At 43.2% G+C, this 21,074-nt stretch carries 20 protein-coding genes; 5 read left to right on the plus strand and 15 right to left on the minus strand.

Translation table 11 applies throughout. The features are described 5' to 3' along the window. Positions 1–286 precede the first annotated feature (286 nt). From E4T80_RS08360 to mnmG, 15 genes are all read right to left on the minus strand, one after another. Positions 287–1,768, minus strand: coding sequence for a surface lipoprotein assembly modifier (locus tag E4T80_RS08360; protein ID WP_135057271.1), 1,482 nt, complete (start codon positions 1,766–1,768; stop codon positions 287–289). Positions 1,769–1,846: 78 nt separating this feature from the next. Beyond that, the gene (locus E4T80_RS08365; protein WP_135057274.1) at positions 1,847–3,265 is read right to left on the minus strand and encodes a transferrin-binding protein-like solute binding protein; all 1,419 of its coding nucleotides are present in this window, start codon (positions 3,263–3,265) and stop codon (positions 1,847–1,849) included. Positions 3,266–3,329: 64 nt separating this feature from the next. Next, positions 3,330–3,476, minus strand: a complete 147-nt coding sequence (locus E4T80_RS12800; RefSeq protein WP_167740711.1) for a hypothetical protein — start codon at positions 3,474–3,476, stop codon at positions 3,330–3,332. Positions 3,477–3,701: 225 nt separating this feature from the next. Continuing rightward, a complete protein-coding gene (locus E4T80_RS08370; RefSeq protein WP_135057277.1) occupies positions 3,702–4,121 on the minus strand; it encodes a F0F1 ATP synthase subunit epsilon in 420 nt (139 codons plus the stop codon). Between the two features lie 38 nt (positions 4,122–4,159). Continuing rightward, positions 4,160–5,533, minus strand: a complete 1,374-nt coding sequence (atpD, locus tag E4T80_RS08375) for a F0F1 ATP synthase subunit beta (protein ID WP_135057280.1) — start codon at positions 5,531–5,533, stop codon at positions 4,160–4,162. A gap of 18 nt (positions 5,534–5,551) precedes the next feature. After that, on the minus strand, positions 5,552–6,418 hold the full coding sequence (atpG, locus tag E4T80_RS08380) for a F0F1 ATP synthase subunit gamma (RefSeq protein ID WP_135057283.1): 867 nt from the start codon (positions 6,416–6,418) through the stop codon (positions 5,552–5,554). A 23-nt stretch (positions 6,419–6,441) separates the two neighbouring features. Continuing rightward, entirely contained in the window at positions 6,442–7,983 is a 1,542-nt protein-coding gene (gene atpA / locus E4T80_RS08385; protein ID WP_047977727.1) for a F0F1 ATP synthase subunit alpha, read from the minus strand. 12 nt (positions 7,984–7,995) lie between these two features. Beyond that, a complete protein-coding gene (gene atpH / locus E4T80_RS08390; protein WP_135057286.1) occupies positions 7,996–8,529 on the minus strand; it encodes a F0F1 ATP synthase subunit delta in 534 nt (177 codons plus the stop codon). 13 nt (positions 8,530–8,542) lie between these two features. Further along, positions 8,543–9,013, minus strand: a complete 471-nt coding sequence (gene atpF / locus E4T80_RS08395; protein ID WP_135057289.1) for a F0F1 ATP synthase subunit B — start codon at positions 9,011–9,013, stop codon at positions 8,543–8,545. Between the two features lie 66 nt (positions 9,014–9,079). After that, positions 9,080–9,334, minus strand: a complete 255-nt coding sequence (gene atpE, locus E4T80_RS08400) for a F0F1 ATP synthase subunit C (RefSeq protein ID WP_047977730.1) — start codon at positions 9,332–9,334, stop codon at positions 9,080–9,082. Between the two features lie 120 nt (positions 9,335–9,454). Continuing rightward, complete coding sequence (gene atpB, locus E4T80_RS08405) at positions 9,455–10,243, minus strand: F0F1 ATP synthase subunit A (protein ID WP_135057292.1); 789 nt, start codon at positions 10,241–10,243, stop codon at positions 9,455–9,457. A 32-nt stretch (positions 10,244–10,275) separates the two neighbouring features. After that, on the minus strand, positions 10,276–10,662 hold the full coding sequence (locus E4T80_RS08410; RefSeq protein WP_135057296.1) for an ATP synthase subunit I: 387 nt from the start codon (positions 10,660–10,662) through the stop codon (positions 10,276–10,278). 313 nt (positions 10,663–10,975) lie between these two features. After that, positions 10,976–12,556, minus strand: a complete 1,581-nt coding sequence (locus E4T80_RS08415; protein WP_135057299.1) for an inorganic phosphate transporter — start codon at positions 12,554–12,556, stop codon at positions 10,976–10,978. A 205-nt stretch (positions 12,557–12,761) separates the two neighbouring features. Then, complete coding sequence (gene rsmG / locus E4T80_RS08420; RefSeq protein ID WP_135057303.1) at positions 12,762–13,379, minus strand: 16S rRNA (guanine(527)-N(7))-methyltransferase RsmG; 618 nt, start codon at positions 13,377–13,379, stop codon at positions 12,762–12,764. Position 13,380: 1 nt separating this feature from the next. Continuing rightward, positions 13,381–15,273: a tRNA uridine-5-carboxymethylaminomethyl(34) synthesis enzyme MnmG gene (gene mnmG, locus E4T80_RS08425; RefSeq protein WP_135057306.1), complete on the minus strand. Its 1,893-nt coding sequence runs from the start codon at positions 15,271–15,273 to the stop codon at positions 13,381–13,383. Between the two features lie 409 nt (positions 15,274–15,682). Here mnmG and E4T80_RS08430 point away from each other — a divergent pair, with 409 nt between their 5' ends. The 5 genes from E4T80_RS08430 to fucA all read left to right on the plus strand — a co-directional run bounded on the left by E4T80_RS08430 (position 15,683) and on the right by fucA (position 21,071). Beyond that, on the plus strand, positions 15,683–16,429 hold the full coding sequence (locus E4T80_RS08430) for a DeoR/GlpR family DNA-binding transcription regulator (RefSeq protein ID WP_135057309.1): 747 nt from the start codon (positions 15,683–15,685) through the stop codon (positions 16,427–16,429). 194 nt (positions 16,430–16,623) lie between these two features. Continuing rightward, complete coding sequence (fucI, locus tag E4T80_RS08435) at positions 16,624–18,390, plus strand: L-fucose isomerase (RefSeq protein WP_135057312.1); 1,767 nt, start codon at positions 16,624–16,626, stop codon at positions 18,388–18,390. 69 nt (positions 18,391–18,459) lie between these two features. After that, positions 18,460–19,926 (plus strand): L-fuculokinase, encoded by a 1,467-nt coding sequence (gene fucK, locus E4T80_RS08440; protein WP_135057315.1) that lies wholly within the window; start codon positions 18,460–18,462, stop codon positions 19,924–19,926. 37 nt (positions 19,927–19,963) lie between these two features. After that, positions 19,964–20,419 (plus strand): L-fucose mutarotase, encoded by a 456-nt coding sequence (gene fucU / locus E4T80_RS08445; protein ID WP_135057318.1) that lies wholly within the window; start codon positions 19,964–19,966, stop codon positions 20,417–20,419. Beyond that, positions 20,412–21,071 (plus strand): L-fuculose-phosphate aldolase, encoded by a 660-nt coding sequence (gene fucA, locus E4T80_RS08450; protein ID WP_135057321.1) that lies wholly within the window; start codon positions 20,412–20,414, stop codon positions 21,069–21,071. The genes fucU and fucA overlap by 8 nt, the downstream gene beginning before the upstream one ends. Positions 21,072–21,074 lie beyond the last annotated feature (3 nt).

Here is a 21,074-nt window from a genome sequence, read left to right on the forward strand (position 1 = left end):
CCCACACAGATTGTCTGATACATTGTTAAAGAGCAAAAAAGAACGACGCACCGTAATTTTAACTTCTTCACAACAGTGCGTCGTTGTGTGGTGTGCATTATAGAGAAATCCAAAATCAATGCAAGCGCTTTTTGAGAAAAATTTGCAAAAAAATCGAAAAATACTACTAATTAGTGAAAATATAACCAAACCAAACAAAACAAATTCAAGACAAAGCTCAAGCTTTTTTTGAGATTTTTATAAATAAGCTAAGAGCTAATAGCTCTTAGCTTTAGCAAAAAAACATTTAGAAATTTCTGCTCACTTCAAAAAACATTTGACTTTTATCATAGGAATAGATAGGAATATTACTACTTGTCTTTGTATAGTTCCAAGTAATTCTTGGTGTGAAACCAGCATAATGGAATTTCTTATGCCAAAGGGATACACTTGCAGAGTATTCGGTATTATTCTGTTTTTTTCCAAAGAAAGAATCTTGCTTATAATTCCGTTTAGCAATACCTAATGTCGCAGATGTAGTGATCCCCCCCCACCATTCCTGTCCCCAGGTTAAACGTGAACCAATTCGGTTATATGCATTTGTTTTATCTGCTGCGTATTTTTTGGACAAATCCAAAGATAAAGACCAATACTGAGTTGCACTTGGAAAGTACATCAAACCATTACTTAAGAAGTGATTTGCACCATTATATTGAGCACTATAGATTTTTCTGTCGTACTTATCATAACCAAAACTATAGTAACTAGAATACTTAAAGTTTTGATTTAACCAATAACCTAGAGATAATGCACCGCCATAAGTTTCTGAATATGGCTTAAGCGATTGAGATGCACTTGCACCACCTGCATACCAACGCTTTTGAATACTTGGAACAAATGAAATATTCAACCTTGCATCAGAATAACCTACACCAAAGCCAAGGTATCCATTAACCTCATTATAATTTTTGTTATTCCAATAATACTTATTCGAAATATTGGAATCAAAAATTACGTATTTCCCATTAGCTAGACTCCATTGTTTATTTGCGCCAAACCAAGAAGAAATACCTTTTCCCGTTTCTCTTTTTCCAGTCGTAAATGAGCCTGAACCAACAGCCATAGTAGTACCTTCTTTAGCAACATTTGATAGGTTTTTATCATTCAAGAATGTTGCACCGAAAGAAAAATTCCAGTTTTCTTTATTACCTATAGTTTCAATATATTGATCAAATACTTTAATATCTTGAGCAGTAACACCTGGAGATGCTCTTAATTTTTCAAATTGGCTTTTAGCAGCTTCATATTCTTGATTATAAAAGAGTGTTTCCGCTAATTGGTAGCGGATAAAATTATTATGTGGAAAGTTTGCGGATAACGCACGATAGCTTTTAACTGAAAGATTCAAATCATCATCTCTTTGCAAAATAGCTCTTGCCCATTCAATAAGAGATTTATCTGCATTAGGAACATTGTTATAAAGTTTGATATATGTAGGCAAAATCACTTTATTAGGATTAACTAAGGCTTCTAAGAAAAGTTTTTCTAAAATTTCTGGGTGATTAACCAATTCTCTCCCTGTATAGCGAGTAATATTATCTGTCTTTTTAATCTCTTTTGCTTCAGATAATGTTTGCTTTCTTAATAAATCATTCTCTAACGTATCTCTACGAATCGGAGAATTTGTGTTCACTTTTGTTTGATTTGGATCTCTCTCAATTCCTAAGTTTGTTTCCGCTGCTAAAGTCACACTAGAGAGAGTTATACAAGCTACAGCCAATTTTTTCATATCATAATTCCCGATTAGAAAAAAACAGTCCACCGAAGTGGACTGCCTTACACTATTATTTAAGTATTCAACCCTAAATTAACGACCTGTCGCTGTAGAGTTGTTACCATCAGTAGAATCTTGTAAACCTTTAGTCGGAACTTGTGGTCTAACTGCTTCAGGCTGAACTGCAGCTGCACCAAATACAGCACCCCAGCTAGTATCAGCTTCTACAGATTTACTCTTAACCGCACCACCTAATTCCTGTGCGTTTACACCAAATACGTTAGCATTGAAAGTACCTTCCGCACCTTTATGACTAGAAGTTCCTGAAATACCACCATTAGCTGTATTTAATGAACCTTTAAAATCAACTAGGTTATTTTCTACACGTTGAACTGAACCTGCAGCACCGTGTTGCCATACATCGTATAGGTTACCTGTTACATTATTAGTTGCTAAGTCAATATTAGCTTTAACATGAGTACCACTTACCAATGCTTTTTGATAACCCAATGCATTAGGAAGACCATTTGTTGCAGCGAAACTATGATCTAGACCATAAGTTACAGCGTGACCATTATATTCAATGTTACCTGATTTATAGTGGTTTTGTAATGCAGCAACATCTAAAGCATTACGAGCACCTGTGTTACCACGGTAGAAATAGTGATCTTCTGTACCATTTTGACCATAAACACCAAACGAAGCGATACGAGTCTTGTTACCATCAACTACTGGTAAACCGTCACGAAAATCAGCCATTTCACGTTTATCTAATTTAGTTGTTACACGACCATATTGAACTTCATCTAAACGACCTGCACCAACGAAATAATCTTTACCATTAAGACCTCTGACACCATCAAACTCAACATCACCTTTATTTAAGAATGGCGCATTATTTAGGTTTGCATTTGGAACAGAAGTATCAGGCTGTCTCTCTGCTGAGTTACCAGCTAAGAAAGTTTTATTACCATAAACTTCAGCTACACTTGATGCTTGACCTGTAAGGTTTCCATTTTCATCTCTAATATTGAAAACTTCTGCTCTATTGCGTAAACCTTTGCTATCAGCAATTTTTTCATTATGTAATTCTATTTCATCTGTTGAAATATAGTTAAAACGACCATCTTGGTAAACTAATGCAACACCCTTTTGAGTCCCCATGAGCTCAGTTTTAGTTCTTGATGGTCCATTTTCGTGACCTGGACGTAATACATAATCTGCAACATTAGAAATTACAACATCATCAGGATTTACTTTGGTACCATCTGCTTTTGTATAACTACCATCATTTTGCTTTGTTAGAGCATTCCCTTCTCTATCTGCATAATGCTCAATAGTAGAGCCATCATCAGTTAAATGGATATGTTGTAATAAATGAGCCCCATTAACTTGACCATTTAAATTGCCACGGAAATCAAAGTCTTCTAAATAAGCAGCTTGTTGCCCATCTTTAAAATTTCCTGTTGCAACAACAATAGTATCTAAGCTTGGATCAAGAGGAATTGTCATCGCAGTTTGAACTGTTGATGATTTGCTTGAATGTTCAACGCCTTGACCTACATCTAGGTTAGATTCACGTTTCTACTTCAGGTGTTACTTCTGGAGCTGGAGTAGCAGGAGCAGCAGGTGAAGAAGAACCACCGCTGGAAGAACCACAAGCTGATAATACAGCTGCACATACAAGCGTTAAGCTAAATTTAACTAAATTGGAATTTTTCATTTCGAAATACCTTTTAATATTAAAAAGTTTACACATCTAGTTTGAGTCTTTTTTCTCAAGAAATAAAGACTCCCCCTTTTTGTATATAAAAGACGATTAGTCTTTCATATGCATTTATAACAAATATAGTAGAAAAGATCAAACACTTTGTAGAATAAAAATCGGGCAATATCCCATTTTTAATCAAATTTCAAATCTAGCCATACTATAGTAGTAAATAAAAAATTAACGTCTATTTGCTAATTTTGTTTTTGTCAGCTCATAAACCCGCAATTTTGCTATTTCTCGCGCTAATTTTGCTGTCAGGTCTGCGTTGTGCGTTTTCGATAAACTTTCTTCCGCTTTACGTTTTGCAGCAAGAATACGTTGTTCATCTAACTCTTCACCACGGATAGCGGTGTCGGCTAACACGGTAACTACTGTCGGCTGAACTTCCAAGAAACCGCCGGAAACATAGATCAATTCTTCTTTTCCATCCGCAAAAGTAAATTTGACCATCCCCGGCTTTATTGCCGTAAGTAGCGGGGTATGCCCGGCATAAATGCCCAGCTCCCCTTCTACACCTGAAACCCGAACACTTGTTACCTGTCCGTCAAAGATTTTGCGTTCCGCACTGACAACGGTAAGATTAAATTCTGATGCCATTTTGTTCTCCTTTGATTCCTAAAGGCTTAAGGAAACAATTACATCTTATTGGCTCTTTCAACCACTTCGTCAATTGAACCTGCCATATAGAACGCTTGTTCCGGGATATGGTCATATTCACCGGCTAAGATACCTTTGAAGCCACGGATGGTTTCTTTTAACGGTACATATTTACCCGGTGTGCCATTGAATACTTCGGCAACGAAGAACGGCTGTGATAAGAAACGTTCAATTTTACGTGCGCGTGCCACAACGAGTTTATCGTCTTCGGATAATTCATCCATACCTAAAATAGCAATGATATCCTTCAATTCTTTATAACGTTGTAATGTCCCTTGCACGCCACGAGCCACATCATAGTGTTCTTGACCGACAACTAACGGATCAAGCTGACGGGAAGTAGAATCAAGCGGGTCAACCGCCGGATAAATCCCCAATGATGCGATTTGACGGCTTAATACAACCGTTGAATCTAAGTGAGCAAAGGTTGTTGCTGGAGATGGGTCGGTTAAGTCATCCGCTGGTACATAGACCGCTTGAACGGAAGTGATAGACCCCGTTTTTGTTGACGTGATACGTTCTTGAAGTACGCCCATTTCCTCGGCAAGGGTCGGTTGGTAACCTACCGCTGACGGCATACGCCCCAATAATGCGGAAACTTCTGTCCCTGCAAGGGTATAACGATAAATGTTATCCACGAAGAAAAGTACATCACGACCTTCATCACGGAATTTTTCAGCCATTGTCAAACCGGTTAAAGCAACACGCAAACGGTTACCCGGTGGTTCATTCATCTGACCGTACACTAACGATACTTTATCCAATACGTTAGAGTCTTTCATTTCGTGATAGAAGTCATTCCCTTCACGCGTACGCTCACCAACACCCGCAAAAACAGAGTAACCTGAGTGTTCAATCGCAATATTACGGATTAACTCCATCATATTAACGGTTTTACCAACACCCGCTCCACCGAATAAGCCGACTTTCCCCCCTTTTGCAAACGGGCAGATTAAGTCGATAACTTTAATCCCTGTTTCTAAAAGCTCGGTACTGTTTGATTGCTCTTCGTAGCTTGGCGCTGCTCTATGGATAGACCAACGTTCTTCCTCACCGATTGGGCCAGCCTCATCAATCGGTTCACCCAATACATTCATAATACGGCCTAGAGTTTGTGTTCCGACCGGCACTTGAATCGCTTGATTAGTATTTTCGACTTTTAAGCCGCGTTTTAAACCGTCCGATGTACCTAAAGCGATACAACGTACAACACCGCCGCCTAATTGTTGTTGAACTTCAAGGGTTAATCCTGTTTCAACTTTTAATGCATCGTAAACTTTTGGTACTGCATCTTGCGGAAACTCAACATCGATTACCGCACCGATGATTTGTACAATTTTTCCCGTTGCCATTACCGTTCCTCTTTTTACTTAAATTGCCGCAGCGCCTGCAACAATTTCATTTAACTCATTCGTAATACTTGCTTGACGAGCTTTGTTATACACCAACTGTAATTCATTGATCAAATTACCCGCATTATCAGTTGCTGCTTTCATTGCTACCATTCGAGCTGCCTGTTCAGATGCAAGATTATCTACTATTGCTTGATAGACTTGAGATTCAAGATAGCGTACAAGTAAGCTATCCAATAACACTTTAGGATTAGGCTCATAAAGATAATCCCAAGAGCCTTTATTCTCTAAATTATCATTTTCAAGTGCAGGCAATGGCAATAACTGTTCCACCGTAGGTTTTTGCGATATTGTATTGATGAAACGATTATAGACAATATACACTTCATCAATTTCGCCTTCACGGTAACTGTTTATCATACCGTTAATAATGCCGACAAGATCTTCAATCGCCGGTGTATCGCCTAATCCTGTTACTTGAGATTTAATTTCAACACCTACCGACTGAAAAAACGAAACCGCTTTATTTCCAATTAACCCGACTCGAGTACGAATCCCTTTATCTTCCTGCGCCTTCAACTCATTTAAAACGGTTTTAAATAAGTTCACATTCAAGCCACCACATAATCCTCGGTCGGTTGAAACAACCAAATACCCGACTTTTTTTACCTCTCTTGGTGTGAGGAAAGGGTGTTTATAATCAATGCTACCTTTGGCAATATGGCTAATTACCTTACGGATAGATTCCGAATATGGACGGGAAGCCGCCATTCTTTCCTGCGTTTTGCGCATTTTGGAAGCCGCCACCATCTCCATTGCTTTGGTAATTTTCTGTGTATTACGAACACTTGCAATTTTGGTTCTTATCTCTTTAGCACCTGCCATATTATTTCTCCGCTAAAGTAGAATTACCACGCGCTGTTCTTTTTGAAACTATCCAAAATCTCGACTAATTTTGCTTTGATTTCATCATTATAGTCGCCTGATTTGGTTAAATCTTTCATAAAGTCTGCATAATTGGTATTTGCATAATCTAAAAGATTAGCCTCAAATGAACCTACACGTTCGACATCCACATCATCTAAATAACCAAATTCCGCTGCGGCTAACGATAAACCTAATTGTGCAACAGACATTGGAGAGAACTGTTTCTGTTTAAGTAATTCAGTTACTTTTTGACCGTGAGAAAGCTGTTTACGTGTAGCATCATCTAAATCCGATGCAAACTGAGCAAAGGCAGCCAATTCACGATATTGAGCAAGTGCGGTACGAATACCACCCGCTAATTTTTTCACTAATTTGGTTTGTGCGGAACCACCAACACGGGAAACGGAAATCCCCGGGTTTACCGCCGGTCTAATCCCTGCATTGAATAAACCTGACTCTAGGAAGATCTGACCGTCCGTAATCGAAATAACGTTAGTTGGCACGAATGCTGAAACGTCTCCCGCTTGTGTTTCAATAATCGGAAGTGCCGTCAATGAACCGGTTTTCCCTTTTACTTCGCCCTTAGTGAAACGCTCAACATAGTCTGCGTTCACACGGGATGCACGCTCTAACAAACGAGAGTGCAAGTAGAATACATCCCCCGGATAAGCTTCACGACCTGGCGGGCGGCGTAACAATAGTGAAATTTGACGGTAAGCGACCGCTTGTTTAGATAAATCATCATAAACAATCAACGCATCTTCACCACGATCACGGAAATACTCGCCCATTGCACAACCGGAATACGGTGCAAGGTATTGTAATGCTGCCGATTCGGAAGCCGATGCAACAACAACAATCGTATTTTCTAACGCACCGTGTTCTTCCAATTTGCGAACAACATTGGAGATCGTTGATGCTTTCTGACCAATCGCCACATAAATACATTTAATACCGGAATCACGTTGATTGATAATCGCATCAATGGCTAACGCCGTTTTACCTGTTTGGCGATCCCCGATGATCAACTCACGCTGACCACGACCGATTGGTACCATTGAGTCCACCGCTTTATAGCCAGTTTGAACCGGTTGATCGACAGATTGACGATCAATTACTCCCGGCGCAATCACTTCAATTGGCGAGAAACCATCATTTGTGATTTCACCTTTACCATCAATCGGCTGACCAAGCGTATTAACGACACGCCCTAACAAACCACGACCTACCGGTACTTCTAAAATACGACCGGTACATTTAACTTCCATACCTTCCGCTAAATCAGCGTATGGTCCCATTACGACCGCACCGACAGAATCTCTTTCTAAGTTAAGCGCAATCGCATAACGATTGCCGGGTAATGCAATCATTTCCCCTTGCATTACATCGGATAAGCCGTGGATACGAATTACCCCGTCGCTTACCGATACGATTGTCCCAGTGCTCTGTGCTTCGCTAACCACAGTAAACTGAGCAATACGCTTTTTAATCAATTCACTAATTTCTGTAGAATTTAGTTGCATTTTCTATTCCTCTTACAAGCACAGCTCTTGGCTCAAACGGCTTAACTGACCTCGGCTACTGCCGTCAATAACGGTATCGTCATAACGGATAATCACACCGGCAATAAGCGATTTATCTACTTTTGAGATAATACGCACATCACTATTCAGTTTTGTTTGCATTGCTTTTGCAATTTTCGCTTGTTGAGCATCGGTTAATTCTACAGCCGAAGTAACTACAACCTCTTTAACCGATTGATGTTGCGCACACAACTCAACAAAAAGCGAGAAAACCGCAGGTAATGCAGCAAGTCGCTTGTTTTCCGCCATTACACGGATAAAATTTTGCCCATATTGATCAAGTTGATCAGCACAAATCGCCACAAACATTTCAGCAATTTTTGTCGTGGATAATGCAGAATGAATAAAGGTTTTCACCTCTTCATTCTCTGCCACAGCCGCTGAAAACTGTAACATTTCCTGCCATTTGGCTAACTGACCTTGTTCTAAAGCAAAATCAAAAGCTGCTTTAGCATAGGGGCGAGCTATTGTAGTTAGTTCCGACATAGGCCCCTCTCAATTATAATTCTGCAACGAGCTTATCAATGATGTCATTGTTCGCTGCCGCATCAACAGAACGTCCGACAATCTTCTCTGCACCCGCTACCGCTAGCGTAGCCACTTTCTGACGAAGTTCTTCTTGAACACGCTTACGCTCGTTTTCGACTTCGGCGTAGCCTTGTTCAATGATTTTCGCACGCTCCGCTTCTGCTTCCGCTTGCACAGATTCAAGAATTTCATTACGGCGTTTTGTTGCTAAATCAATGATTTGTTGAGCTTCCTCACGGGCTTTAGCCAGCTCTTTTTCGACTAAAACCTTAGTATCCGCTTGTTCTTGCAAGGCTTTTTCTGCACCTGCAAGGGCATCGGCAATTTTTGCCTGACGTGCCTCTAACGTTTTAATAAACGGTGGCCAAACAAACTTCATACAGAACCACACAAAAAGTGCGAACGCAATCAGCTGACCAATTAATGTTGCATTTAAATTCACAACAGCCTCCTCAAACTGGGTTGTATCACTCTAAACAGAGTAATGGTTATGCTTTGCCCAAATTGATTAGCCTAATAATCCGATGAACGGGTTTGCAAAGATAAAGAGTAATGCAATACCGACCGCAATCATTGCAATCGCATCAAGAAGACCTGCTACGATAAACATTTTGGTTTGTAAGCTACTTGCAAGTTCCGGCTGACGAGCGGAAGATTCTAAGAATTTACCGCCTAAAATCGCAAAGCCGATTGCTGTACCTAATGCAGCAAAAGCAAGTAGAATTGATGCACCAATAATTGTTGCCGTGATAACGTTTTCCATAAAAGTTCTCCTGTAAAATGGAAAGGTAATATAAAAAGTTAGGGTTAAAAATAAAAAGATGATCGGGTAACAAATTGCAAATTTTTCTCAAAATCCGACCGCTTGTTCCCTCTCAAAACGTTAATGATCCGTTTTATTATAGCCAATACTCAAATACACAATCGTTAACATCATAAAGATAAACGCTTGTAGGGTAATGACTAGAATATGGAAAATAGCCCACGCCAAATGCAAAGGTAAACCTAACGCTTGAAGCAAGAAATTATCCGCCATATACATCACAGCAATAAGGATAAAAATCAGCTCACCCGCATACATATTCCCGAATAAACGGAAGCCTAAAGAAATCGGTTTTGCAATTAAAGTTACCATTTCTAAGACAAAGTTCACCGGAATAAACGCCCAGTGATTAAAAGGGTGAAGGGTATATTCTTTGACAAATCCGCCCACACCTTTCGATTTAATCGTATAGAAAATGATAAGACAAAAGACACATAACGCCATACCTAAGGTTGCACTAATATCGGCGGTCGGCACAGCTCTGAGATAATGAATACCGAACATTGCCGCAAATTGCGGTGGAAAATCGACTGGAATTAAGTCAATCGCATTCATCACGAAAATCCAACAAAATACCGTCAATGCCAAAGGTGCGACCACACCTCGAGGGCCGTGAAAGTTTTCTTTTACGACACCATCGACCCACTCAATGATCATTTCAACAAAACATTGAAACTTACTCGGCACACCATCCGTTACCTTTGTTGCCGCACGGTAGAAAAAGAATAAAAATACCGCACCGGCTAAGAATGAAAAGAACAGTGTATCTAAGTGAACATTCCAAAAACCACCGCCTGTGGTATTGAATGTTAAGTGGTGACCTATATAGTCTGCGGTAGAACCAGCCATAACTTACCCTTATTAAATAAAAGAAATTAACCTTAATTTCCGTTTAATTTTAATACAATCGGCAGGAGACTATTTGCCCCTAATGCCAATAAATAACCGATGAAAAATGCTAAATAGTGCATTTCTTTATAGCCGATAAACGCCATACTCATCAATATGATGGAACACAACCATTTCAGTCCTTCCCCTCGGTAGAATGTCGTCATCTTTGATTGTATTTTTGATCGATTGAAAAAAAACACAAAAAAAACAAACACACAATGGGGTAGAAAGCCCGCTATTTGTCCCAGTAATACACTAAAAGCTATTCGATTATCGCTCAATATGACGGCAACCAATACAGCTAAAGCTAAAGTCACTATTTCTAGACATAACGCTTTACGATAAAGTTGTTTTGTTTGTCCAAGCACAGCGGACATATTACCGAGATCCTTTGAAAGTAAACGATTGCGCTTGTCAAATTGTCCATCAATACAGCAATCAAAATCTTTTGAATTATACGCAGATTAGCGCATTATTCCAACCTATAAAATGCAGAAAAAATGTGGCGTAGTTAACACTTTTTGAAAGATTTTCTATCTCTGTCTAGATTTTAGGCGAAAAATTTGAATTTTCTCGGTAAATGACATAGAAAAACTGTTACCTATGGCAAAGTAAATGAACAAAATTGAGTGAAGAAGGAGATTGGATTTTAGACAAGACTAGGGCTGATGTTCAGCCCTAATCTCACATTTAGAAGACCACTCTTAACGCTAGGAATATCACAACTGCAAGCAGAGCGGCAGAAGGGAGAGTTACAACCCACGCCGTACCAATAGGCTTCATTAGCGACCAGTTGGCGTTGCGATTAACCAATCCGACACCAAGTACCGCTCCCACAAGAATATGCGTACTTGAAACAGGCAAGCCCATTAAAGAGGCAAGCATTACCACGGCAGCCGCCGATAGCTCGGCAGCAAAACCGGACGATGGGTGCATTTTGGTCAGATTATGCCCCACGGTTTGAATCACTTCTTTACCGATGAACCAGAGCCCTGTGATTAACGCAATCCCAAAAGTTATCATCACAACACTCGGAATAGGGCTTTCATCGACAATCGTTCCCAATCGGATCGTATCCATAATCGCTGCAAAAGGCCCTATTGCATTGGCAATATCGTTGGCGCCGTGACTAAATGCAAATCCGGCTGCCGTAAATACCTGCATCCAGCTAAACATTAGGAAGGTCGATTTCGCCAAGTCTTTATGTTTCAAGGTTTTCGCATAAATAAAGGTCGCCATCCAAATCAACGCCCCTATCATTCCGATGATAAGGAAATTATGCAGGGTAGAAAGCTCTAATTTTAAGTTTTTCAGCCCTTTAAACAGCAACATTGAAGAAATCATCATTCCGCCTACAGCCGAGATAATCGGTACCCACTGTTGCAAGGCTCGATACGTATCAATATTACTGCGGCGTTCTTCAATTTTATATAACCCTCTGTAATACTCGGATTCAAAATTATCCGCTTTCACTTTGGTATCTGAATCCGATAATAACTGCATATCCCGTACCATTGCCGAAGCGACATCGATCCGTTCTTCTCCGTTTAAGCGATCATATTTAATTTTTTGCTCTTTTTTATACTCATCTTTCTCAGATTGAAGTATTGCCAACTGCTTTTCCACTTTGCTGTTGTAATCCAATACATATTTTTTTATCTGCCCAAACAATATATAAGCCATCACTCCGCCTAATACGGGAGATAATACCCAAGAAATCGCAATTTCGCCTATTTTACTCCATTTCACCAAAGCCAAGCTGTTTTCCGTAGAGCTGACTAAAAGCCCTAGACAGATCGAGCTCCCGACAATCCCCCCAATAATAGAGTGAGTAGTCGAAACCGGCCAACCTTTTTTCGTAGCAAATAACAGCCAAAGTGCCGCAGCTAGCAGAGCTGACATCATAATAAAAATAAACTGCTTCGGTTCAACGTTGATACTACTCAAATCAACAATGCCCTGCCGAATAGTTTTGGTTACTTCTCCTCCGGCAATAACCGCACCCGACACCTCAAATACCGCCGCCACAGCCAATGCTTGCGGAATAGTTAACGTACCGGCTCCCACGCTCGTCCCGAATGAGTTGGCAACATCGTTCCCCCCGATATTGAAAGCCATAAAAATACCAAAAATACTGGCAAGCACAAACAGCAAGATATGGTTTTGGTTGGTATAACCGAGCCCCCAATAAATAAAAAAGCCAATGACCGCAATGAACGCTGCCGCAAAGACATAATTCACTCTCATCAAATTGACATTATGTGTACTCATAATATTCTCCACAATAGACTTATCTCCGTTTTTATTGTAATTGGCAAATATGACAGAATAATGACAATCTTAAATCGTCAGCTAATGAAATAGAAAAGAGATAATTTAGATCGAAGAAGAATTAAAGCACTGCCAGAGAAAAGGGAAAATGTGAGTTAAACACAAAACAGGCTGATTCATAAACATTAATAAATCAGCCTGTTTACTATGCCTGTTTTTTCAATATCACTAAATGACGTTGCCCCACTAATTCCGGCACTTGAAGCCTGATACAGCCCGTTTGTACAACCGGGCGCTTGATTTCAGCCAGCTCACTTTCGTGATAAATCCCTTTTAACGCATAAAACAGCCCATTTTCATTTGGTAAGTGATAGCACCAGTCCACCATATCCGAGAGCGAAGCGAATGCTCGGCTTAATACGCCGTCAAACTGGCGCTCACGATACTGTTCGACACGACTCAGTACCGGCTCAACATTAGTGAGCCCCAACGTTCGCAACGCATTTTTTATAAAGGTGATGCGCTTGCCTAAGCTGTCCAATAACACAAATTGTTTATCCGGATTGGCAATCGCCAGGGGAATCCCCGGTAAACCGGGCCCTGTGCCGACATCAATGAAATGCGAGCCTTGTAAGTATGGGCTTACCACGAGACTGTCCATTATATGTTTCACTAACATTTCATCGGGATCACGCACCGAGGTAAGATTGTAGGCTTTATTCCACTTATTCAGTAAATTAACAAACTCCACGAGCTGCTGTTTCTGATGCTCCGCTAGCACAATTTCGGTTTGGCTCAGCAAGCGGTCTAATTTGGCTCGCATTTTACAACTCTCCCCGCTTCAGCATTCCTTGCTTTTTCAGTGCGACTAATAAAATCGAAATCGCTGCCGGAGTGATGCCTGAAATGCGGGACGCCTGACCAATCGACACCGGGCGATGCTGCATCAGTTTTGCCCGAACTTCATTGGAAAGACTATCGACCTTATCGTAATCGAACTCCGCCGGAATCAATGTATTTTCGTGGCGTTTATGGCGTTCGATTTCTTGATATTGATGCTCAATGTAACCTTGATATTTAATAGCAATTTCCACTTGTTCGGCTGCCTGTTTATCCTCAATTGCCGGAGCAAACGGCTCGATTTGTGTTAATGCTTGATAAGAGACTTCCGGACGGCGTAATAAATCCTCCCCACTGGCTTCACGCACCAACGGGCTACTAAGCAACGCATTCACTTCTGACAAATTTGGCGTTTGCTGATGTACCCAAATCTGTTTTAGGCGCTCACGCTCTTTTTCAATTGCCTCCATTTTCTGATTGAAACGCGTCCAACGGGCTTCATCAATTAACCCAAACTGATGGGCAATCGGTGTTAAACGAATATCGGCATTGTCTTCCCGCAACAACAAACGGTATTCTGCACGGGAGGTAAAGACACGGTAAGGCTCTTTTGTGCCAAGGGTACAGAGATCATCGACCAATACGCCCGTATAGGCTTGATCACGGCTTGGATACCACGCCTCTTTACCCTGTACCTGCAATGCCGCATTAATGCCTGCCAATAAGCCTTGTGCCGCCGCTTCTTCGTAGCCCGTCGTACCGTTAATTTGACCAGCAAAGAACAAACCTTCAATCGCTTTTGTTTCAAGAGTCGGTTTTAAATCTCTCGGATCAAAATAATCATATTCAATCGCATAACCCGGTTTGATGATCCGTGCATTTTCAAGCCCTTTCATTGAGTGGACGATCCCCATTTGCACATCAAAAGGCAAGCTAGTGGAGATCCCGTTCGGATAAACCTCAATGGTGGTTAAACCTTCCGGTTCTAAATAGATCTGATGGCTGTTGCGATCGCTAAACCGCATCACTTTATCCTCAATTGACGGACAATAGCGTGGCCCAATCCCTTCGATCACCCCTGTGTACATCGGACTACGATCCAAACTGTTACGGATCAACTCGTGGGTTCGCTCGTTGGTATGAGTAATGTAGCACGGAATTTGGCGAGGGTGCTGCTCAACCGAACCCATAAATGAAAATACCGGTAAATGTTGATCGCCGTGCTGCTGGGCTAAAACAGAAAAATCAATAGTTCGTGCATCTAAACGAGGCGGCGTACCGGTTTTAAGGCGATCTACTCGAAAATTGAGATCGCGTAACCGATCCGCCAACATCGTAGAAGCCGGATCTCCAGCCCGACCGCCGGCATAATTATCTAAGCCAATATGAATTTTACCGGCTAAGAATGTACCTGCGGTTAAGATCACAGCACGGGCTTTAAACGTCAAGCCCATTTTGGTCACTGCCCCGACCGCACGATTATTTTCAATTACAATATCAACGACTTCTTGTTGAAAAATCGCCAGATTGGGTTGGTTCTCTAACGCAGTACGCACTGCTTGACGGTACAATACCCGATCTGCTTGGGCACGGGTTGCTCTTACCGCAGGCCCTTTACTGCTGTTTAATGTACGGAATTGAATACCGGCTAGATCGGTCGCAGTTGCCATTAAACCGCCCATTGCATCGATCTCTTTCACCAAATGTCCTTTACCGATCCCACCAATTGCCGGATTACAGGACATTTGCCCTAAAGTATCAACATTGTGAGTCAAAAGGAGGGTTTTAAGCCCCATACGGGAAGGTGCAAGGGCGGCTTCCGTACCGGCGTGCCCGCCACCTACGACAATTACATCATAAATTTCGGAATAAATCATTGTTTGGGTTATTACATATTTCACATAAAGAAGATCGCATTTTACCTGAAAAACAGGATCGGAAAAATGCTTTTTAGATCCGAGTAGGATCGCTAATATTAAAAGAGATCTTAATATAAAGGATCTTATTATGATGTTTATTAGATTGGCTTTTTTTGAGGGATAACCACCGTTTAGGCTTATTTGATAAGCATTTAGCCTGAATAAGATCCTGTGAGAAATCAATAATAAGCTCGAAGGAGAGCTGTGGATAAACGACACAGTTATCCACATATCTATTTTGTTTTGAGGAAATATAGGAATAGATTTCAGGATAAATACAGCTATTGCTTAGGTTATCCACAGTATAAAAAACTTCCGTTTTTTAATGTCTATCGGTATAGTCATTACATTTTGAGGAGGAATCACTATGCGAAAAAGACATCAATTTATCCTAAATTATGTGGAAACTTACGAAATAGCCTCCGTGCAAGAATTGGCGGAGCAAGTTGGTGCATCTGTTGAAACTATTCGACGTGATCTTAACTTAATGGCGGAGAATAATCTGCTTCACCGGATTCACGGCGGGGCGGTTAGCCACAAATACCGTGATATCGGTCGTTCGTTTCAAACCCGACAGCGGCTGAATAATGAAGCAAAGAAACAAATTGCTACAAAAGCGCTGTCTTATATTCAAGAGGGTATGACGATCGGCTTAGATGCCAGCTCAAGTAGTTGGTATTTCGCCCAAATGTTACCGGATATCCGCTGCACAGTGATTACCAGCTCAATGCATAATATCCGTACCTTATCAAACAAAACGGCGATCAACATCATCGCCACCGGCGGCACCTATTCGCCTAAATATGATGCGTTTTACGGCTCGTCCTCCGGCTATTTGCTCTCCCGCTTTCAGATTGATGTCGCCATATTTTCTTGTACTGGTTTATGCAACGGCACGATTTGGGAATCCAATGAAATGAATGCGGTAATGAAACGTAAAATGTTAGCCGTGAGTGAGAAAAAATTCTTATTGCTTGATCACAGCAAATATGAGCGAAAGGATCTGATAACCCTGTGCGATCTTGCCCAAATCACCCATCTTTTTAGCGATAATCTCCCGCCACAGAGCATTCGCCAATATTGTGATGAACGCCATATTCCTCTCATTGTGTAAGCATACCGAAATGCCCGATTTTTTCGCAATATGTCAAAATCGGGCAATTTTTTGTCAAAAATTCGGCTAAACCGCCCGCTTGTTCTGCTCTTTTTGTGAGACAGATCACAAAAATATCATCAAACTGCAATGCCGTTGAGCATTTCCTTACACAATATACTCGACTTTTAAATTGACAACGGAGGGAACGTGTAATGGCACATCTTAATGCGCAAGCGGTAACAATCGGCATTCGCCCAACGATTGACGGACGACGCCTCGGTGTTCGGGAATCGTTAGAAGCGCAGACAATGGCAATGGCACAGGCGGTTGCTGCGCTGTTAAGCAGTGAAATCCGCTATTCAAACGGCGAGTTTGTCGAGTGTGTGATCGCCGATAGTTGCATCGGTGGCGTGGCGGAAGCGGCGGCCTGTGCGGACAAATTCCGCCAACACAATGTCGGGCTGACGATAACCGTTACGCCTTGTTGGTGTTACGGCTCGGAAACGATTGATATGGAGCCGCACTTACCAAAAGCGATTTGGGGCTTTAACGGCACGGAAAGACCGGGCGCAGTATATCTCGCCGCCGCATTAGCCGGACATAACCAAATGGGCTTACCGGCTTTCTCCATTTACGGCACAGAGGTGCAAGATGCCGACGATCACGGGATTCCTGCCGATGTGCGGCAAAAATTGCTTCGCTTTGCACGCGCCGGCTTGGCGGTTGCCAGCTTAAAAGGCAAATCCTACCTCTCGATCGGCTCGGTTTCAATGGGCATTGCAGGCTCGATCGTCAATCAAACCTTCTTCCAAGAGTATTTGGGAATGCGCAATGAATATGTGGATATGTCGGAAATAACCCGCCGCATTGAGCGGGAAATTTATGACCAACAAGAATATGAACGGGCATTGCAGTGGGTGAATGACTATTGCATCGAAGGTATTGATGTGAATCAGCCCGAACATCAAATGTCGGCGGCACAAAAGGCGGAATTAAAACAGACACTCGTCAAGATGACCTTGATCACCCGTGATTTAATGGTCGGCAATCCGAAACTTGCCGAACGGCATTTCGGTGAAGAAGCCTTGGGGCATAATGCTATTGCCGCCGGTTTCCAAGGGCAACGTCATTGGACGGATCACCGCCCTAACGGTGATTTTATGGAAGCATTACTGAATTCCACTTACGATTGGAACGGCGTTCGCCCGCCCTACATTCTCGCCACTGAAAATGACTCTTTGAATGCGGTGAATATGTTGTTAGGGCATTTACTGACCGGGCAAGCGCAGATTTTTGCCGATGTACGCACCTACTGGAGTCCCGATTCTGTTGAACGGGTAACCGGCTTCCGCCCACAGTCCGGGTTTATTCATTTGATCAACTCCGGCTCGGCAGCCCTAGACGGCACGGGGCAACATCAAGATGCTCAAGGCAATCCGGTGATTAAACCCTCTTGGGAGGTGTCGGAAGAAGACGGCAAACGTTGCTTGGCACATACCCGCTGGTGTCCGGCGGTGTATGAATATTTCCGTGGCGGCGGCTTATCCTCGCAGTATCTCACCCGTGGCGGAATGCCGTTTACGATCCACCGCATCAATCTGATTAAGGGCATTGGGCCTGTCCTCCAACTTGCCGAAGGTTACTCGATTGATTTACCGCCGGCGGTACACGATACCCTGAATAAACGCACCAACGAAACCTGGCCGACCACTTGGTTTGTGCCGCATTTAACCGGCAAAGGCGCATTTACCGATGTCTATTCGGTAATGGCAAACTGGGGAGCAAATCATTGTGTGGCAACCTACGGGCATATTGGTGCGGATCTAATCACTCTTGCCTCAATGTTGAGAATACCGGTGTGTATGCACAATGTGAGTGAGAACAACATTTTCCGCCCAAGTGCGTGGAATGCTTTCGGGCAAGATAAGGAAGGGCAGGACTACCGTGCCTGTGTCAATTTTGGGGCACTTTATCGTTAATCTGGTCAGCAAGCGGTCTGTTTCCTACCAAAATAGGCAAACAGATCGCAGATCCAAAAGGGAGGAACTATGCCTATCGCACTGATTTTTGACTGCGGCGCAACCAATTTACGCACTATTGCGATCAATGAACAAGGGCAATTGCTTGCCGCCAGCCATCAACCGAATACAACCCTAAAAGATGCGCAGCACCCTGATTTTCAGCTGTGGCATTTTGCAGAGATTTGGCAAAAACTGACCGCGTGTGCCGAGAAAACCTTGGCGGATTTGACGGTGAAAGGCTTTGATCGGCGGGATATTGTCGGGATTGGAGTAACTACCTTCGGTGTGGACGGCACTCTGTTCGACCGCAACGGGCAGCCCCTTTACCCGATAATTTCGTGGAAATGCCCTCGCACCCTGCCGATTATGGCGAAATTTGCCGACTATCTTGATCCGCAAATGTTCTACCGCCGTAACGGCATTGGAATGTATTCCTTCAACACCCTGTTTAAATTATTGTGGCTGAAAGAACATTGCCCGTCCGTTTACGCCGAAGCCACGCAGTTTGTGTTTATTTCCTCAATGCTGAACCGGCAACTGACCGGCAATTTGACAACCGATCACACAATGGCGGGCACTTCAATGATGACCGAGCTGGCAACGGGCGATTGGGACAGCGAAGTGCTGGAATTATTGGGCTGGGCGCACGGGCATTTTCCGCCCGTTAAGCACGCCGGCGAACCGGTCGGGCAATTATTGCCGGCGCTTGCCGAACGCTTTGGGATTGGCTGTGTGCCGGTGATCTCGTGTGGGCACGATACCCAATTTGCTGTGTTCGGATCAGGGGCGGGCATCAATCAACCGGTCTTAAGCTCGGGGACGTGGGAAATCTTAATGGCTCGCACAACCGTGGCAACGCCGGAGAGCCGATATCTTGCGGCGGGATTAACCACCGAGTTTGATGCGGTTGGCGGGCTGTTTAATCCGGCGGTGCAATGGCTGGGATCGGGCGTATTGGAATGGGTAGGCAAGCAGTTTTTTGCTGATCAAATCGGATCGAAAGCGTTCTATGCCACGATGATAGCCGAAGCACAGCAGGCGCAGGCAGGGGCAAACGGCGTACTGTTTCGGGGGGATTTTGACAGCTCGGCAAACGGCACGATCAGCGGGCTTTCCCTCTGTCAGCCACGAGGCAACATTTATCGGGCAGCATTAGAATATATGGCGTTACGTTTGAAAGCGGGGCTTGAGGTGCTGCAACAGGTCGGGCAGTTTGAGGCGGAGAGTCTGCTGTGTGTGGGCGGCGGCTCAAAAAACCGGCTGTGGAATCAAATTCGGGCGGATATGTTGAACCGTCCGATCGATGTTGTGAATATGGCGGAAACAACGGTTCTCGGGGCGGCAATGTTTACCTTGAGCGGTGTGGGCGTTTTTAGCGATGTGGCTGAAGCCCAACAGGTGATGAAACCGCAGACCGAACGGGTTTTTCCAAGTGGAAACCGCACATTTTACGCGGAATGGGCAAATGCTCACCCTTTGTCATTCAAGCGGTGAGATCTGCCGATTTTTTTGCAAAGAGAGGAGAACGGCGATGTTAAAAGGGATACATCCGGCACTATCACCACCATTATTGAAGGTACTGGCGGAAATGGGGCACGGCGATGAGATTGTGCTTGCCGATGCGCATTTTCCGGCGCATCAACGGCATTCTAATGTGATCAGGGCGGACGGTTTGCCGATTGATCTGCTCTTGGAAGCGATTTGCCCGTTGTTTGAGTTTGACCAGTATGTCCCTTACCCGCTGGCGATGATGGCTGCCGTAGCGGGTGATCATTTAGATCCGGCGGTCGAGCGACGTTACGACGAGGCGATTAAAAAAGCGAACGGCGTATCGGTAGCGATTGAGCGTATGGAACGTTTTGCATTTTATCGGCGGGCCGAAGCGGCTTACGCCATTGTCGTCAGCGGGGAAACGGCGAAATACGGCAACATTATTCTGAAAAAAGGGGTGATCCCTTGTGAAATAAAAGGAACAAAAAATGAATAGACAACAACTTTCCCAAAAAATCATTGAAACCTGCCTTGAGATGACCCGCTTGGGCTTAAATCAAGGCACGGCGGGCAATGTCAGTGTGCGTTATCAGGAGGGAATGCTGATTACCCCAACGGGAATGCCCTACGACAAAATGCGGGAAGACGACATTGTGTATGTCGATCAACACGGGCAGTTTGAGGCGGGGAAATTGCCGTCTAGCGAGTGGCAGTTTCATTTGGCGGTCTATCAGGCCCGCCAAGATGTTGATGCGGTGGTGCATAACCACGCAATGCACTGTGCGGCGGTCTCTATTCTCAACCGCCCGATTCCCGCCATTCACTATATGATTGCGGTAGGCGGGGCGGATCAGATTCCGTGTGTGCCTTATGCTACCTTCGGCACGGCTAAATTAGCCGAGTTCGTCAAGCAAGGGATTAGGCAAAGTAAGGCGATTTTATTGGCACATCACGGCTTGATTGCCGCCGAAAAAAATTTGGATAAAGCCTTGTGGTTGGCACACGAAGTCGAAGTGCTGGCAAGCTGGTATTTGAAATTATTGGCGACAGGGCTGCCGATTCCGACCCTTTCTGCACAAGAAATGGTGGCAGTATTGGAAAAATTCAAATCCTATGGGCTAAGAATTGAAGAAAAATCCGAAACATAAGGA

The organism is Muribacter muris, assembly GCF_004569585.1.
Taxonomy (GTDB): Bacteria; Pseudomonadota; Gammaproteobacteria; order Enterobacterales; family Pasteurellaceae; genus Muribacter; species Muribacter muris.